13 protein-coding genes are annotated in these 16,772 nt (G+C 69.0%); 6 read left to right on the top strand and 7 right to left on the bottom strand.

What is annotated here, in order from left to right:
• The first annotated feature begins 145 nt into the window (after nucleotides 1-145).
• The 4 genes from Vau01_RS57220 (at nucleotide 146) to Vau01_RS57205 (ending at nucleotide 6,643) form a co-directional block, all read left to right on the top strand.
• Nucleotides 146-1,429, top strand: a complete 1,284-nt coding sequence (locus tag Vau01_RS57220) for a toll/interleukin-1 receptor domain-containing protein (RefSeq protein ID WP_204011576.1) — start codon at nucleotides 146-148, stop codon at nucleotides 1,427-1,429.
• A 9-nt stretch (nucleotides 1,430-1,438) separates the two neighbouring features.
• Entirely contained in the window at nucleotides 1,439-2,419 is a 981-nt protein-coding gene (locus tag Vau01_RS57215) for an AAA family ATPase (RefSeq protein ID WP_204011573.1), read from the top strand.
• Between the two features lie 301 nt (nucleotides 2,420-2,720).
• On the top strand, nucleotides 2,721-3,374 hold the full coding sequence (locus tag Vau01_RS57210) for a hypothetical protein (protein ID WP_204011569.1): 654 nt from the start codon (nucleotides 2,721-2,723) through the stop codon (nucleotides 3,372-3,374).
• A 941-nt stretch (nucleotides 3,375-4,315) separates the two neighbouring features.
• Entirely contained in the window at nucleotides 4,316-6,643 is a 2,328-nt protein-coding gene (locus tag Vau01_RS57205; RefSeq protein WP_373320485.1) for a RelA/SpoT family protein, read from the top strand.
• Between the two features lie 38 nt (nucleotides 6,644-6,681).
• On the opposite strand, the gene Vau01_RS57200 is transcribed toward Vau01_RS57205, so the two are convergent.
• The gene (locus Vau01_RS57200) at nucleotides 6,682-8,442 is read right to left on the bottom strand and encodes an Hsp70 family protein (protein WP_204011566.1); all 1,761 of its coding nucleotides are present in this window, start codon (nucleotides 8,440-8,442) and stop codon (nucleotides 6,682-6,684) included.
• Between the two features lie 171 nt (nucleotides 8,443-8,613).
• Here Vau01_RS57200 and Vau01_RS57195 point away from each other — a divergent pair, with 171 nt between their 5' ends.
• On the top strand, nucleotides 8,614-11,208 hold the full coding sequence (locus tag Vau01_RS57195; RefSeq protein ID WP_239152892.1) for an ATP-binding protein: 2,595 nt from the start codon (nucleotides 8,614-8,616) through the stop codon (nucleotides 11,206-11,208).
• A gap of 43 nt (nucleotides 11,209-11,251) precedes the next feature.
• Here Vau01_RS57195 and Vau01_RS57190 read toward each other — a convergent pair whose 3' ends face one another.
• Nucleotides 11,252-11,758, bottom strand: coding sequence for a hypothetical protein (locus Vau01_RS57190; protein ID WP_204011562.1), 507 nt, complete (start codon nucleotides 11,756-11,758; stop codon nucleotides 11,252-11,254).
• 386 nt (nucleotides 11,759-12,144) lie between these two features.
• Between Vau01_RS57190 and Vau01_RS57185 the strand changes: the two genes are divergently transcribed.
• On the top strand, nucleotides 12,145-12,975 hold the full coding sequence (locus tag Vau01_RS57185) for an alpha/beta hydrolase (protein ID WP_204011560.1): 831 nt from the start codon (nucleotides 12,145-12,147) through the stop codon (nucleotides 12,973-12,975).
• 15 nt (nucleotides 12,976-12,990) lie between these two features.
• Here Vau01_RS57185 and Vau01_RS57180 read toward each other — a convergent pair whose 3' ends face one another.
• From Vau01_RS57180 to Vau01_RS57160, 5 genes are all read right to left on the bottom strand, one after another.
• Nucleotides 12,991-13,707 carry a CPBP family intramembrane glutamic endopeptidase gene (locus Vau01_RS57180; RefSeq protein ID WP_204011557.1) on the bottom strand — a complete coding sequence of 239 codons (717 nt, stop codon included), beginning with the start codon at nucleotides 13,705-13,707 and terminating at the stop codon, nucleotides 12,991-12,993.
• Nucleotides 13,704-14,624 carry an NAD(P)H-binding protein gene (locus Vau01_RS57175; RefSeq protein WP_204011554.1) on the bottom strand — a complete coding sequence of 307 codons (921 nt, stop codon included), beginning with the start codon at nucleotides 14,622-14,624 and terminating at the stop codon, nucleotides 13,704-13,706. The genes Vau01_RS57180 and Vau01_RS57175 overlap by 4 nt, the downstream gene beginning before the upstream one ends.
• Before the next feature lie 70 nt (nucleotides 14,625-14,694).
• Complete coding sequence (locus tag Vau01_RS57170; protein ID WP_204011551.1) at nucleotides 14,695-15,045, bottom strand: VOC family protein; 351 nt, start codon at nucleotides 15,043-15,045, stop codon at nucleotides 14,695-14,697.
• A 288-nt stretch (nucleotides 15,046-15,333) separates the two neighbouring features.
• Complete coding sequence (locus Vau01_RS57165) at nucleotides 15,334-15,861, bottom strand: STAS domain-containing protein (RefSeq protein ID WP_204011548.1); 528 nt, start codon at nucleotides 15,859-15,861, stop codon at nucleotides 15,334-15,336.
• 20 nt (nucleotides 15,862-15,881) lie between these two features.
• On the bottom strand, nucleotides 15,882-16,379 hold the full coding sequence (locus tag Vau01_RS57160; protein ID WP_204011545.1) for an RNA polymerase sigma factor: 498 nt from the start codon (nucleotides 16,377-16,379) through the stop codon (nucleotides 15,882-15,884).
• Nucleotides 16,380-16,772 lie beyond the last annotated feature (393 nt).

Raw genomic sequence — 16,772 nt, 5'->3', positions numbered from 1 at the left:
TTTGCGGGGCCATGACAACGATTCGCGATTCAGCCTGGGCGTTTTGGTGACAGCGAGGTGCCGGTTCCGCCAGCGGTGGTAGACATCTCGTCAGGAGTGGAGGCCCGCGCCGCCGGCGGCGGCGTAATGATGCAGAATCTGTTACGTGGCCGGCACTGACCGCGACGCTGCACCGCCAGGCCAGCGTCGTGTCTTCATCAGCCACTCGAGTCATGACCCTTTTGCGCACGAGGTCCGCAATGCGGTCTGTCTTCAGCTACGAGAGAAGAATTATCAGGTCCTCGTCGACAAGGACGAGCTACGTCCCGGCCAGGACTGGCGATCTGTGCTCACCCACTGGCTGGCCGACTGTCATGCAGCGGTGTTGCTCTTGACGCGTGACGCGCTGCAGTCAACGTGGGTTCGGCGAGAGATCACCATCCTGATGTGGCGGCGCGCCCTGGGTTCGCCCGTGGCCGTCATCCCGGTGCTGGTCGGCGACCTGCAACCGAGCGACGTGGCGGCAGCGGGGTTCAGCGAGTTGCGGCAGCTCCAGTTCGCTCGGCTCGTGCCGACCGGGTTCGGCGACCCCGAGGCGCTGGCCGATGACATCACGCAGCGACTCGCACGCCTTCCTCCACGGCAGGCGGAGACGACCCAGATGCGGCGCTGGGCCGACCGCGTTTCCTTCTTCCTGACCCTGGTCGGCGATCAGGACAAGCTCGGCGAGTGCGCCCGGGAACTGGGCGTCGCCGAAGAGGACGTGCGCCTGGTGAAACTCCATGAGGGGAGCCGCTTCCTCGCGCACCAGCTGCTCGATGAGGGAATGAGCCGGCACGCGTATCGCGCTGTCCGCGTGATCTGCGATTTCATGGGTCGCGAATGGCTCGACAAGCTCATTCGAGACGTCGCGTTCACGTGGGTGAGCGGCGAGGCGGCACGGCATCTGGTGTCGGCGTCGCACCTGGCGGTCCAGCAGGACTCGGTGGTGGTGACCGCGCTCAATGCGCACAAGCAGGAGACTGCTGACGACTATCTGAACCGGGCTACGTGCCGCGGCGAACACTGGCGCCAGGTCGCAGCGACGCCGGTGGGTGAGGATGTCGTCGAGGAGCTCGTCTGCCATTACGAGAAGACGATCATGGACCTGCTCGGGATAGAGCCGCCGTGGACCCTCGCCGATGCCGCGCCGATGGATGAGCCGGCCTACCTGATCGTCGACCCGGCCGGCGTGCCGTTGGAGTCAGTGATCTCGGCGTTGCGGATCGTTCGTGAAAGGCACCGCGGCATCGTCGTTCTGCTGTTGACCGGGCAGGACACCCCAGCTGTCGATGACTCGAACGGGTGGGGGCTCGGCCCGGTCCAGGTTCTGAGCCCGCCGTTACAGCCGGGTGACGAGCTGGCAGCCCGTCGCAATGTTCGCGCACTGATGCAACTTCGGAACCGGTGAGGGAGCCAGATGACGGTCACCAGCGCACCGCTTGATTTTCCGGACCGGCACGACGGTCTGGTGTACGTCATGCCACCCGAGCTCGACATGGCCGTGCGGGTCGCCCTCGCCACCGGGCGACCGCTGCTGCTACGGGGCAGCCCCGGGTCGGGTAAGTCGACGGTAGCGGCATACGTCGCCAGGCAGCGCAACTGGCGCTACTACGAACATGTGATCACCTCGCGCAGCCAGGCCCGGGACCTGCTGTGGACGTTCGACGCGGTCCGAAGGCTCGCCGATGCTCAATCCGGCATCCGCGATCTCGCGAGTTCCGCGTACATCGAACCAGGCGCGCTGTGGTGGGCGTTCGATCCGGAGTCCGCGAAGCGGCGTGGCGCCGAGACGGCGACCAGTCATCCACCGCTGCAGCCGTTTGCCGAGGTCAACCGCGACCGGTCGCCTGATCATGCGGTGGTCTTGATCGACGAGATCGACAAGGCGGATCCCGACCTGCCCAACGGGATCCTGGTGCCGTTGTCGTCCAGCTCGTTCGTGATCTCGGAGCTCAACCTGGAGGTCCGGAAGGCACCCAGCACGCGGCCGGTGCCGACGGACACGGCCCGCCACCTGATCATCATCACCACGAACGAGGAGCGGGAGCTGCCCGAGGCGTTTCTGCGCCGCTGCGTGGTCCTCTGGCTGGATCCACCCGACGCGGACCGGCTGGTCACCATCGCACAGGAGCACTTCACCACCTACGGCGAAGGGTGGACCGACAGTCACGAAGCGCTGGCTCGGGAAGTAGCGCAGGCTGTGATCGAGGCCAGAGACAAGGCTCGCATGCACGGCATCCGGCCGGCCAGCACTGCCGAGTTCCTCGATGCGTTGCGCGCCTGCCGACACCTGGGCGTCGGTCCGACCGACGACGTGTGGCCGCTGCTTCGCAAGTTCGTGTTGATCAAACCGCAACGACCCGGAATCGAAGATGACCAGCGACACCTGGCTTGGTGACCTCGCCACAGCCATGGCGGCACTCCGACCCGCGACGGAGTCGGAGTGGGACTTCATCGCGTCTCTCCTCGGACTGGCGCCCGTCCCGTCGTCAACACCGATCGGTCCGTCCGAACAGGTGGCCGGCGGGCAGGTGGTTCAACGCGCGGCGCAGCTTCCACCGGATGACCACCCCCCGTCCGTGACTTCGCCCCAACCGTCCGAAGCGGGCGAGACCGGGCCGGCTCCCAGCGTCGATCCCGAGCCGCGCGACGCGCCATTGTTGACGCCGGTCGGCCAGGTACGACCGACGGAGGTCGACATGGGCCAGATCAGTCTTCCGCGTGCGGATCCCACGTCGCTCAGCGCCGTTCCTCCACACACCTCGTTGCTGCCGCCGCGGTCCGGTGTGGCGATCATCCAACTGCTGCTCGGTCGCGACGTTCCGGACGGTGACCTCGACGTGCCGGCCGTGGTCGACCTGTTGGCGAACCGCCTTCCGGTGCCCACGCTTCCCAGGCACGCGCAGCGAACGATGCGCTACGGTGCCCAACTGCTGGTGGACCGGAGCGACAGCATGCGGCCGTTCGCCCGCGATCAGAGCGTGTTCGTCCAGCAGGTCCGCCGTTTGCTGGGCGCCAACAGCGTCGATGTCAGGTACTTCCTCGGCTCGCCGTTGCGAGGAGTGGCGCTGCGTCCGGGTGCTCGCCGAGTCAGGTATCAGCCATCGGCGCCAGGCACGCGGATACTCCTGCTGAGCGACTTCGGCGCGATCGTCCATCCGAACTGTCCCCCCGGCCCGCCGCAGGACGAGTGGATCCGCTTCCTGACGGTCGTCGCGCAGCGGGCCTCCGCCGTCGTGGGTCTTGTCCCGTACCCGCCGTCGCGGTGGCCGCGGTGGCTGCGGGAGCGGGCGAGTCTGGTGGCTTGGGACCGCACCTCGACCACGAGCTCGGTCAGTACCCGGTTGCGATGATGTCCTCCCCGCTGCCGTCGATCGAGACTGTCGAGCCGCCGCCCGGAGCGGCACTGCTGGCAACCCTTCTCTCAACGGCCACCCGCATCGAGCCGGAGCTCATGCGGGCGATGCGGCTGACCGTGGCGCCGTCTCTGGATGTCGGTTCCGAAGCCGACCTCTGGTTCAGCGACTGGGTGGCGATCCGGTCCGCCGACGCGGTGGTGCTGCACCCGGACGTCCTACCGCTTCTACGCGCACGGCTGCGAGCCCAGATCCGCGGCGCGGCACCGGACAACCCCATCCACCAGGTGGAGCGGGTTATTGCCGACGTGCACGCCGCGATTGCGCCGGCGCTGCGGCTCGAGGAGCACGTCACCTGGCTCGCGGTTTCCGCAGTGGCCGACGGCGGCAATACGGCCGAGGGACGGCCCGACGACGATGCTCCGAGCGGCGGCCGCTCAGTCGTCGGCGATGGCTCCGCCATCGATCATGCCCTTCGCCCCGCGCTGTACGCCCTCATTCAAGAAGGCAGGTCTGGTGTCGCGCAATGGCTGGCCGGCGCCTGGCCGCGGCTGCCGGACGAGGTCCGCTCCTCCGTCACCGGCTGGCAGCTGTCACATGTCGTGGCACAACATCTGGGAACGGGACGTGCCCTCGCTCCGGCTCCACCTCCGTCCGGTCTTCACACCGCCGACGCGGTCGCGATATCCGGGACGGTGGGCACGGCCCGGTTGGGGCTGCGTCGGGACGGCAACTATCTCGTGGTCGGCGAGGTCAGCGGCGATCAGCTGACGGCCATTCAGGTTCCCGCAACGGTCCCACTTCTGCTCGATGTCTCGACGACGGTCGACGGACATTCGCACACCCATACCGTGGCCACCACGCAAGGCGAGGTGAGGCGGGTCCGGATCGGCTTGCGCGAAGCCACGATACGGACCGCCGACGGCACCCTGTACGAGTTGCCCGCGGTCGACCTTTCCGCACCCGGGAATTCCGGGACAGGGCTGGACAGCCCGGGCAGGGCAGGCTTCGGGTTGTTCGGTACGCCCACCGGGCGGCGGGTCCGGGCCCGCCTGGCCCGCTTCAACGCGCCGTGGCAGGCCAAGGGGATCAGTCCGGTACTGGAGCCACTCATCTCGACGCATCTGTCGTCGCACCCGAAGGGCGATCTGCGGCTGCTGCAGAAGGCCTACGACAAGGCTTATGAGCTGCATGCCGGGCAGTACCGGCCGTCGGGGGATCCGTACATCACGCATCCGTTGGCCGTCGCCACGATCCTGGCGGACCTCGGCATGGACTCCACGACGCTGGCCGCCGCCCTGCTGCACGACACGATCGGGGAGTGCGGGTACCCGCTGGAGTCGGTGCGGTCGGAGTTCGGCGGCGAGGTCGCGCTGCTGGTCGACGGCGTCACCAGGGTCGACAAGGTGAAGCTGGGCGATGCGGCGAAGGCCGAGACGATCCGCAAGATGGTCGTCGCGATGGCCAAGGACCCGCGGGTGCTGGTGATCAAGCTGGCCGATCGGCTGCACAACATGCGCACCCTGAGGTTCCTGCCGCGCGAGAAGCAGGAGCAGAAGGCCAAGGAGACGCTGGAGATCCTGGCGCCGCTGGCGCACCGGCTCGGCATCAATACACTCAAGTGGGAGTTGGAGGATCTTGCCTTCGGAACGCTGTTCCCGAAGCGGTACGAGGAGATCCACCGTCTGATCAACGAGCACTCGCCGGTGCGGGACGCGGTGCTTCGCCAGGTGACGCAGAAGGTCGGCAACGACCTGCGCACGGCGAAGATCAAGGCGGAGGTGAGCGGGCGGCCGAAGCACCTGTACTCCGTCTACCAGAAGATGATCGTGCGTGGGCGGGAGTTCGCCGACATCTACGACCTGGTCGGCGTGCGGATCCTGGTCGACAGCGTGCGCGACTGCTACGCCGCCCTCGGTGTGATCCACGCGAACTGGCAGCCCGTTCCGGGCCGGTTCAAGGACTACATCGCGATGCCGAAGTTCAACATGTACCAGTCGTTGCACACCACCGTGATCGGTCCGACCGGTAAGCCGGTGGAGATGCAGATCCGGTCGTACGTGATGCACCGTACGGCGGAGTACGGCATCGCGGCGCACTGGCGGTACATGGAGACCAGGAACGCCACCACGACCGCTGGCCCGCCCGCGGGCATCGACGAGATGACGTGGCTGCGGCAGTTGCTCGACTGGCAGCGGGAGGCGGCCGATCCGTCGGAGTTCCTCGATGCGTTGCGGTTCGACCTGTCGAGCCAGGAGGTGTACGTCTTCACGCCGAAGGGTGACGTGATCGCGTTGCCGTCGGGGTCGACGCCGGTCGACTTCGCGTACGCGGTGCACACCGAGGTCGGGCACAAGTGCATCGGCGCGAAGGTCAACGGCAAGCTGGTGCCGTTGGAGACAGTGCTCGGCAACAGCGACGTCATCGAGATCTTCACCTCGAGATCGGACACCGCCGGCCCGACGCGGGACTGGCTGGGGTTCGTCAAGAGCCCGCGGGCGCGCACCAAGATCCGGCAGCACTTCAACAAGGAGCGCCGCGAAGAGGCCATCGAGGTGGGCAAGGACACGCTTCTGACCGCGGTGCGCGAGCGAGGGCTGCCGATGCAGCGCCTCCTCACGTCCGATGCCCTGAACGCCATCGCGCGCGCCTTGAACCTCGCCGACGAGGCCGCGGTCTATGCGGCCGTGGGTGAGGGCCAGGTGACGCCGCAGTCAGTGGTCGATCTGCTGGTCGCAGCCTACGGCGGCGAGGAGGGCATCGTTGAGGACGTCGCCGAGACCGTTACGCCGACGCGTCGCCCGCCTGCACGTGGCCCGGCGTCGGATGCGGGCGTGGTCGCCGACGGAGATGAACCCGAGATTGAACTGGCTCGCTGCTGCACGCCGGAACGACCCGACAGCATCATTGGGTACCTGGACGAAACGGGGGTGGTACGTGTCCATCGGGCCGACTGTGCGAACGTCGCGGCGGAGCGCAGGCCGGAACAGACGGTGGATGTCCAGTGGAGCCTGAGAGGCTCCGGCCCGGCCACGACGGTTCAGGTGGAATGCCTCGATCGGGTCGGGATTCTGGACGAGATCAGTGCCGTGCTGTCGAGCGGGGCAGAGATTCTTTCCGCGACGGCTGTCACCACACGTGATCGCGTAGCCGTTTGTCGATTCATACTCCTGGTCTCCGACGCGGACCGACTCCGCGAATTGTTGGTCGCGGTCCGTCAGTTGTCGGGGATCTATGACGCCTACCGCGTGACGGCAGACAATTGATCTCGATCGTCCGGTTCCGTCGGTTCGGAGTGAGGGGCTCAGCCGAGTTTGGACAGTATCTCCCGGGCGACGGCGACCACATCGGTGCGCAGTTGTTCGAAGCTGAACCGGCGCTGGTCCTGGTCGGGTGGGGCGTAGCCGTACCACATCACTTCGATCAGCACGTTGCGGTCGCGGATGACGAGCCGCGTGCCCTGCTGTAGCTCGGCCATCTGCTCGCGCAACAGGACCGCCTCGTCGCCCAGCCCGGAGATGGGTTCCGGGCTGCCCTCGTCCGAGCTCGGCGAAGGGCTCCGCTTGCTCCGGAAAAGCCCACGGCTGCCCGCATCGGTGTCCAGGAAGAGGTCGATCTGCAGGCCGCCGGCACCGGCCTCGTAGATGAAGTGCCACTCGCAGCTGCGCTTACTGGGCGAGGAGGTGGCGGTGGGTGCGGTGAACTGGTGCCTTTGCTTCAGGTCGGCGGCCATCGTGCAGGGGTCGGGGAGGCTGGCCACGACGGACGCCTTCGACGCTGGTTGCTGAGACTGGGACTGTGATTGGGAGGTTTGCGGTGGCGGCTGGCGACCTCCGTCGTCCCCGAGCTTTGCCTGGAGGACGACGACGGCCGTGACGACCGCGACCAGCCCGACCGCCGCGGTGGCCGTCCACATACGACGTCGCCGGTGGGGCGCTGGCGGGAGCTGAGCCTGTTGCGGCGTAACCGATCGTGGCGGCGGTGGCGATACGGGCGGCGCGCTGTGTGGGATCGGCGCCGGTGGGGCCAGCGCGCCCTCCGCCACCACGAGTTCCGGCTGTTCCAGCACGGTGGGGGCGATGCCGGTACGGCGATGCAGCAGCGTGGCCACCGCCGGGACGCGCGTGCTGCCACCCACCAGGAACAGTCCGGCGAGGTTGGCCGGGTCCAGGCCGGCCCGCCGGATCACGGCCAGCGTGAGATCGGCCGAAGGGCTCAGGCGGTCCACCGCGGCACGCTCGAACGCCTCACGCGACACCACGACGTCACGGTCGATCAGCGGCACGAACACGGTGACGGACGGGTGGCGCGACAACGCCTCCTTGGCGTTGCGGACGTCGTCGCGCAGGATCATCGCCTCGCGGCGGTCGGCCTGCGTGCCGGGCGCGGTCAGGCGGGCCCACTGCGTCGGAGCGATCGGCGCGACCGCCGCGCCGATCTGCTCCAGGATCATCTGGTCCAGGTCGAGGCCGCCGAGATCGTCCAGGCCACCGGACTCCAACACCTGAAGACCGTCCGGGGACGAACGCACGATCGACACGTCGCAGGTGCCGCCACCCAGGTCGTAGACCACAAGGTCCCCGTGTGCGCCGCGGCTCGCGAAGTACGTCGCGGCGGCCACCGGTTCGGGTACCAGCGTCACCCCGCCCAGTCCCGCCGCCTGGGCGGCCGCGACCAGTTTCGCCTGGCGCGGCCCCGCCCACGCGACCGGATATGTCACCGTGACCTGTCCCGGGGGCACTCCGGCGATGCGGGTCGCCTCCGTGGCAACCAGGTGCAGGGTCGCCCCGATGAGGTCGACGACGCGCACCTCGGCGTCGCCGAGCAGCAGCGTCTCCTGGTCGATGCGACGCTTCGGGTTCGCCTCGAATCGGGCCGGGTCCAGGCGGGCGGCCCGGTACGCGTCGGCCCCGACCAGGAAGCGCCCGCCCTGGTCGACGTGGACGCCCGACGGCAGCACCGGCGAACCGCCGAACAGCAACGGCCGGACCCGGCCGTCGGGCCACCCGAGCACCGCCACCGTGTTCGAACTGCCGTAATCGACGGCCAGCCGGAACCCACCCACGCCGCAGGACTGTAGTGGGCACGCGCCCGCCCTACCGGCTGCCCGATCGGGCCGGTGAAAAGGGGCAGCTTCGACCGAACCGGACGCCCGGCAGCACCGTCGAGATGCGTCGTATCGGAACATCGACAGCGATGTGCGTCGACGGATCCGGTTCGCACGAGAATGCCCCTCGTGAGCGTCGCGATGGTGGAGCGTGACGACGAGTGCCTGGCTCTCGGGTCGGCCGTCCGGGAGGCGTGGGCCGGGTCGGGGTCGGTGGTGCTCGTTCACGGGGAGGCCGGGATCGGCAAGTCCAGCCTCGTGCGGACGATCCCGGACCTGTTGCCGTCGCGCGGCCGGCTCCTGGTCGGCTACTGCGACGACCTCGCCACACCCCGGGTGTTCGGGCCGCTGCGAGACCTCGCCGGCCGGGTGGGCGCGCCCCTGACCCGGGCGTTGCGCCGCGGCGACCGGGACGAGGTGCTCCAGGCGCTGCGCGACGAGTTCGGGTGGGCGTCCAACCCGACGGTGCTCGTGATCGAGGACGCGCATTGGGCCGACGAGGGCACGCTCGACGCCCTGCGGTACCTGGTGCGGCGGATCGCCGGGCTGCCGCTGGCACTCGTGCTGACCTACCGCGACGTCGAGGTGGAGACCGGTCATCCGTTGCGGCACGTACTGGGTCTCGCGGCGGGGCAGGAGCGGACGCGGCGGCTGCATCTGGCGCCGTTGAGTCGCGAGGCCGTGCGGGCGCTGGGCGCTCGGGCCCGCTGGAGCCGGACCGACGCCGACGAGGTGTTCGCGGTGACGGCCGGCAATCCGTACTTCGTCACCGAGATCCTGGCCGCCGGAGACGTCAGCGCGGTGCCGGTCACCATCGCCGACTCGGTCCGCGCCCGGACGGCCCGGTTGGGCCCGGCGGCGCTGGACGTCGTCGAGCAGTTGGCGGTGGTGCCGGCCGCGGTTCCGTTGCCGTTGCTGGAGACGCTCGCGCCCGCGGGCCTGCCGCTGCTCGAGGGCGCCGAGCGGCGCGGCCTGTTGACGGTGACGCCGAGTCACGTGACCTTTCGCCACGAGCTGACCCGGCGCGCGGTGGTCGACTCCATGCCGGCGACGCGACGGGTGGTCGCGAACCGCGTCGTTCTCGCGGCACTGCTCGCCCAGCCGGAGGTCGAGGTGTCGCGCGTCGTCCATCACGCGGTCCAGGCGGGTGACACCGACACGATCGTCCACTATGGACAAATTGCGGCGCGGGAGGCCGTGGCGGCGGGCGCGCACCGCGAGGCCGCCGCGCACCTGCGGCTGGTCCTCACCCAGCCACGGCAATGGGACGCGGGGACAGAGGCCGACCTCTGGGAGGCGCTCGCCGTCGAGGACTACGTCATCGGGGCCGCCATCGACGAAACGCTTGCCGCGATCCGCCGGGCCCTCGCGCTCCGCCGGGGTGCGGACCCGCGCTCGCGCGGGCAGACACTGCGATGGCTGTCCCGCCTGTGCTGGTGGGCCGGCGACCCGGACGGCGCGAATGCCGCCGCCGACGAGGCGATCGCCGTTCTGGGCCCGGCGGGCGACGACGACCTGCTGGCGATGGCGTTCAGCAACAGGGCGCAGCTTCAGACGCTCGCGGGCCGTGACGCCGACGCCATCTCGGCGGCCGGACGCGCCATCGCGCTGGGCCGCGACAACCCGGCCGTACTCTCGCACGCGCTGAACAGCCTCGCCAACACGCTGTTCCGGATGGAGCACCCGGACGCGTTCGCCCGGATGCGGGAGAGCCTGCGCGTGGCGCTCGACGCGGACGAGCCGGAGAATGCCTGCCGGGCCTATCTCAACCTGATCGAGCACGAGGTCGTCCAACTGCGGCTCGACGACGCCCGCGCGCACGCGGCCGAGGCCATCGGGTACGCCGAGCGGGTGGAGTTCACGACCTATCTGTGGTCACTGCGGGCGGCCCTGGCCAAGGTGCACCTCGCCGCCGGTGACCTGGCCCTGGTCGAGCCGGAGGCCGCGAGCGAGTCGCACGGCTGGCCGATTTCACGGTGCAACGCGCTGATCGTGATCGGGCGCGCCCGGGCGCGGCGCGGTGACGCCGGCGCGGTCGACCTGCTGCGCGAGGCCCGCGACATCGCGCTGCGAATGAGGGAGAGCCAGTGGATCGCGCCGGCGACGACGGCGCTGGCCGAGGCGCTGGCGCTCGACGGCGACCCGACGTCGGTCGAGGCGGAGATGGTCGAGGCGTACGAGCAGGCCCGTCAGTTCGGCGTCCTCGCCAGGCAGGCCGAGTTGGTGTACTGGCTGCGCCGGTACGGCCGCCCGGTGCGTCACCACGGCCTGCGTCACCCGTACGCCCTGCTCGCCGACGGCCGGTGGCGGGAGGCGGCCGACGTGTGGCACGCGGCCGGGTTCCGGTACGAGTACGCGTTGGCGTTGTCCGAGAGCCCCGACCCCGCCGACCACCTGGTCGCACTGTCCACATTGGACGCGATCGGCGCCGCCCCGTTGGCCCGGCAGATCCGCGCCCGGCTGAAGACCCTGGGGGTCAGCCGGATCCCGCGCGGCCCCGCACCGCGCACGCGGCGCAATCCGGCCGGGCTGACCGGACGCCAGACCCAGGTCATGCGACTGCTCATCGAGGGCCTGACGAACGCCGAGATCGCCGACGCGCTGGTCCTCTCCATCCGGACCGTCGACAGTCACGTGGCCGCGGTGCTCGGCAAGCTCGGCAGCCGCACCCGCCGCGACGTGGCGGCCCGCGCCGCCGACCTGGGCCTTACGCCCGGCCCGTGACCGGTCCCGGGGGCGGCACCCGGATCGGGTGCCGCCCCGCTGATCAGACGAAGATCGAACCGGTGGCGTAGGTGTACCAGATGTCGTTGCGGCAGTCGTGGTACGTCACCTCGGCGAATATTTTCTCGCTGTCGCGATGCCGGTTCAGGAACATGTTGGCCTGGAAGAAGTCGGCGAAGAGCCCGGGGGGATTGGTTCCGCTGCTGGGAGAGCCGGGCCGGAGCGGGACGTACCCGCGGAAGTTCCCCGAGTGGGCGCTGTCGTCACGCCACATGGCGGCGAACATGGCACTGCCGTCCGGGCAGCCGAGAAGGGCGTCGGCGTCGGCCTTGGACATGTAGCGGTCGAAGCCGACGGTGACGTCGTATCCGGTGAGGTTCACCTGGGTGATCGTCAGGCAGACGTTGTAGACGCCCTCCTTGTAGCCGCAGGCCGGACCGATGGTGATTGCGGCCGAGGCCGGTGCGACGGTCGCGGTGAGCAGGCCGGCGGACATCAGTAGCGCGGCGGCGGCACCCACGAGGCGGGCACGCCATGTCGTTCGAGGCACGATCCTGGACCTCCAGTGTCGGGCCGGGCCATGATGCGGCCCGGCGGTTCTGGTGGTCGAGTCTCGGCAACGCGGCCGGGAGCGACATCCGTGCAAACTACCGAGAACGGCGGCGCGGAGTACCCAACTCGGTCAGTAGCTCCGTGGCAGGCGGTCGACTTCGACAGTCCGTGTCAGCTGGCGGTCCTTGATCTGCTGGGGATTCGGTCGCAGCGGGAGGTGTCGCGGGCGCGGTTCCGGACGATGGCGGCGATGCGGGGTCCATGCGGGCAGTTGAGCTCGGAACTTTGCTGTCCATGACGTTCTGGTGGGTGGCAGCGCAACCGTGTTCGACGTTCGTCGGTCTCCCATTGAGACGCAGGGGTGCGTCGCGGGGGAGGAACATCGTGGTCAGGCTTTCCGCTCTTCGGAAGATCTTCGGCGTGCTTGCGGTGGTGACCAGCATGCTGGCGGCCGGCTGCGAAGACGGCCGGCCTGAGGCGGGGGACAGCGCCGTCAGCCCGACATCGGCGTCGCCCACCTGGACCGGGTCGCCATCCGGGTTCCCCCCGTCGCCCGCAGGGCCATGCGGCGACGCGGCGCTCGCCGGCCGGCAGGTGGCCTTCGCCGGTTCCGGCGGCGCTCGGCTCGTGGGTTATGTACTCGGCACGGGGAACGCTGCGATCGTGCTCGTACCCCAGCGTCGAATGGACTCGTGCAGCTTCACCACGTACGCCAAGATCCTCGCCGGTCGCGGCTACCGGGTTCTCGCGTTCGATTTCGCTGGCGAGGGCGGTTCGACCTCCGCGGGTGACGCGACCAACTCCGGTGACGTGGTGGCTGCGATCGCCTATCTCCGACAGGCCGGAGCCGGCCGGATCGCTCTCATCGGCACGTCGCGGGGCGGCACAGCGGCGCTGATCGCGGCCTCGGTGGTCAAGCCACCCGTGGCTGGGGTGATCAGCGTCTCCAGCAGCCGGGTCTTCCAGAGCGAAGACGCCGAGGCGGCCGTCAAGACGCTCGCCGCGCCCGTCCTGTACATCGCGGCACAAGACGATCGAGGCGCCGCCGACGCCGTCCGGCAGCTCCACGACGCCACGCCCGGGAATGTACGCAACCTACTCGTCGTATCAGGCAGCCGACACGGCATCGCGTTCTTCAGCGGCACCGATGAAGCGTCGGTCGAGGTGAACAGCGCCATCGACACGTTCCTGACCAGGTATGCACCGACGGGCTGAAGCTTCTCCGGCGTTCTACTGGCGGATCAGGGCAGGCAACGCGAACACCATCGTCGTCGACCAGGTGATGTGGGTCAGAATCGGGGCGAGGATGCCACCGGATGCGCGCCGTTGCAGGCCCAGGATCAGGCCGAGCAGAAACGCGGCGAAGACCAGCATGAGATTGCCGGTCGCGACCGTCGCCGCGGCGTAGATCGCGGTGGAGATGAGGACGGCGTGACGCCGGCCGATCGCCGCGAACAGCGCGCCGCGGAAGAAGACCTCCTCGGCCACGCCGTTGAATACCGTGACGGCCACGATCGGCACGATGGCGCCGTACCGGGCATGGGCCAGGACGTTGTTGACGAGCTCGCGCAGCGGCTGCAGCTCACGGACGATGAGGGAGCCGACCACGAAGACGGCGGCCAACACGAGCCCGGTGACGATCGGCGTGACGATCGGGCGCCGCAGCCGGTCACGAAACGGTATCCGTCCCAGATGCAGCGGTCCGGACAGCAGCGCTCCGCCGACCCAGGTGAGCGCGACCAACCCGGTCAGCAGGTAGAAGATGTCATCGCCCGGGCGTACCGACAATGAGATCCCCAGCAGCACGGCCCCGGCCACCAGGGTGATCGCGACCACGATGCGGCGCCTGCGGAACTCTCGGTCCGTCTGGTGGTGGTCACGTTCGACCCGGTCGATCAGCGACGGTCCCACGGCACGTCGGGCGCTCGCCAGCCAGGTCGGGGTCATCGCACCGCCTGCGCCCGGTCGTGCCGAGCCGCGCGCTCCCGGTCGGCCAGAGCGAGCCGCACCGCCTCGTCGTAGCCGACGGGCGGTCCGGGTACGAGCCGGGTGATGGCGTCGTCATGGACGACGACCTCGGTCGTCATCGAGTCGACCAGGTTGCGGGCGGTTGCCGAGTCGACGTCGGTGACGAACTTCAGCCATGCCGACGACAGGCGCGGTGTCAGCAGCGGCACGGTGAGGTTCGGCAGCCGACTGCCACGGATCTTTGCCACTCGCTGCAACATGTCGACGTACCGCAGCACCTCCGGGCCGCCGATCTCGTAGGTCCGGCCCCGGGCCTCGGCCGGCTCCAGCACCCCGACGAGGTACCGGACCGCGTCAGTCAGGGCGATCGGCTGTGTCCGGGTGCGTACCCAGCGCGGGGTCACCATCGCCGGTAGCCGGTCGGCGAGTTGCCGGGTCATCTCCCAGGAGATGCCGCCGTGGCCGATGACCACCGCGGCGCGCAGCACGGTCACCGGCACCGGGCCGGCTTTGAGGATCGTCTCGACCTCACGACGGGAGCGCAGATGCGCCGACAGCTCGCCGTCGTTCGCGCCGAGACCGCCGAGGTAGATGATCCGTTCCACGCCGGCCACGCCGGCCGCCTTGGCGAAAGTGCGGGCGGCGTCGGCGTCGCGTTGCTCGAAGTCGTCCGACCCCAGGGAATGGATCAGGTAGTAGGCCACGTCGACCCCGGCGAACGCCGCCGCCAGGGTGCCGGGATCGGACACGTCGGCCTCGACCGGCTCGCCCGCGCCGTGGTAGTCCCGGGGGCGCCGGGTCATGGCACGCACCCGGTAACCCTCCTCGACCAAGCGTGCCGCCACGTGGGAGCCGATGAAACCGGACGCACCGCTTACCAGAACCGTCTTCGTCACGGACTCCCACTACCCCGTTGCCGCCGAGATTGACATAACTTGGGCGATCAGGTTGAGGTGGTGTGGCCAGCTATTGTTCGGGCGTCGAGACCTCTCCGCCGACTCCGATCTCGTTGCCGTCGCTGTCGTGGAACACGTACTTCCGAACCGAGCCGTGCTTTTCGACATCGACCGGCTCCAGGCCACGACCAGAAATCTTCGCAACCTCTGCGATCGGGTCGTCGACCCAGATCATGCTGACCGCACCGCCGGCCCGGCCGGGGTCCTGGATGATGTACACGTACAGATCCTCGGCCAGCTGCCAAACCGCCTCGATGTCGTTCGGATAGAAGGCCGGCTCGGCACCCAGCAGCCGTTTGTACCACTCCAGGGCAGTGCCATAGTCGCGGACCGGGATGCCTGCAAATATCCCTACCGCCACGTCTGCCTCCTCAGCCGATGCCGAACTCCGTGAGCAATCCAGGAGGACCTTGGAGCCGGGTAACGGCGCCGATCGACGCCGAGGTGTTGGTCTGATCGTAGTGCCTGTGCTCGTACCCTATCGGGGCCGCGCCGGTGGATCAGTTCGGCTTTGAACGTGCCGCTGAGTGCCTCAACCACGGCGTTGGGGTACGAGCCGGCGTCACTACCGACGGACGGCGCCCCAACCCTCGTCGAGTTGGTCAGCGCGGATGCCTCTCACGTGCGAAGCCCACCGCGGCGCAGGATCTCATCGACAACGACCCATACCGGGTGGCGCGGTGCGGCCGGTGTTGCCGAAGTCGTGGGTTCGGCTCGGTTGCAGATTCATCGCTTCCCAGTGGATCGGTTGCCCTCGTACCGCGCTGCCACCGGCCTCAGGGAGCTGGGTGTTGGACACCACGATCCCCGTCGTGCGGGGAACGACGGCAGGAGATGTCACCGGTGACACCTGCTGGCCACTCGTCGTCACGATCTTGTGCAGGTCTGTCGCCGCGATGATGAGATCAGCCATTGGGGGCGGGTGGTGTAGCACCAGTTCCGCGTGCGGGTGGGCGCGGTGAAGGGCGTCGAGGAAGTTGGCGAAGGTCGAACATACGAACCCGACGGCCGTCAGGTCGATGACGACGTAGCGCAGCGGCAAGAGGTTCAGCCGCTCGATGGCCTTGGCCAACGCCGGCTTCGCCGCCGAGTCGATATCACCGACCAGCCGGATCCATGCGTAGGGAGTGCTGGGCCGCGCCACGATGCTGATAAGTGGCTGGGATGAGAGGGCCACGATGTCACCTCGGGAGCGGGTCACAGTTGGGCATGGATCTTCACCAGAGCGTCCCGAAGGTGACCTGTCACGACGGTGAGCGGCAGACTCAGAGTCGTCGCAGTCTGCGCAAGATCGTGATCTCCGAACAGGACAAGCGCAACCGCTGCCCGATGGCTGATGGGTAACGTCGTCAGTGCCGACATGCCGAAGCTCGGGCAGTCGTCGGCGTCACGTTCTGGCCAGGCCCACAAGAACCGTTCACGGCTGGCAAGGCGTCCCACGCAGCGGTGATACACGGATCTGGCGAGCTGGGCGTGGGTGACTTCGCGCGGGTCGGGCCGGTCGACGAAGCGGCACGCAGCCGCGATCGTGTCGCTCACGACCTCGTCCGCGGCGTCGTTGTTCGCGAGGATGACCGACGCCACGAGCGCCAGCGCCTCGGCGTGCCGACGGCACAGTTCGACACCGAAGGCCCGCTCGCGGTGAACGGATGTGACGCCTTGCCGGATCGGGGGGCGTACTCCGTGCACCGTCATTGGACACCCCGGACGTTCGATGGAGGGCGATACCAGGCCTGCCGCCGGGGTCCTGGGCTGCTCTTGGCCACCGTAACGGCAGATCTTTGGTCTTGCACCTGCCGGCGCCAGATTGCGTCGATTGGTATCTAACGCCCTGGCTGGAAACGCTGGCCGGTTTGGTGGCACGCCGGTCGGCGTCCACCCCGGCGTCCGCGCCCATCTGCTCGAACAGTCCGGCGATCTGCCCGCCGCCCGTGACTGCTACATGCTGGCGGCCCAGATGACCGCCAGCCGCGCAGCCAGAACGCGGACTTCGCCGCCGCCCGAGTCGCCGGCTACACCGACGACCAGGTTTTCGAGCTGGTGGTAGCCGCCGCGGTCGGCCAATCCGCACGGATGTACGCGGCCGGG

This window comes from Virgisporangium aurantiacum (assembly GCF_016863635.1).
GTDB classification, from domain to species: Bacteria; Actinomycetota; Actinomycetes; order Mycobacteriales; family Micromonosporaceae; genus Virgisporangium; species Virgisporangium aurantiacum.
The sequence above is the reverse complement of the archived record's forward strand: the minus strand, read 5'-3'. Positions and strand labels throughout refer to the sequence as shown.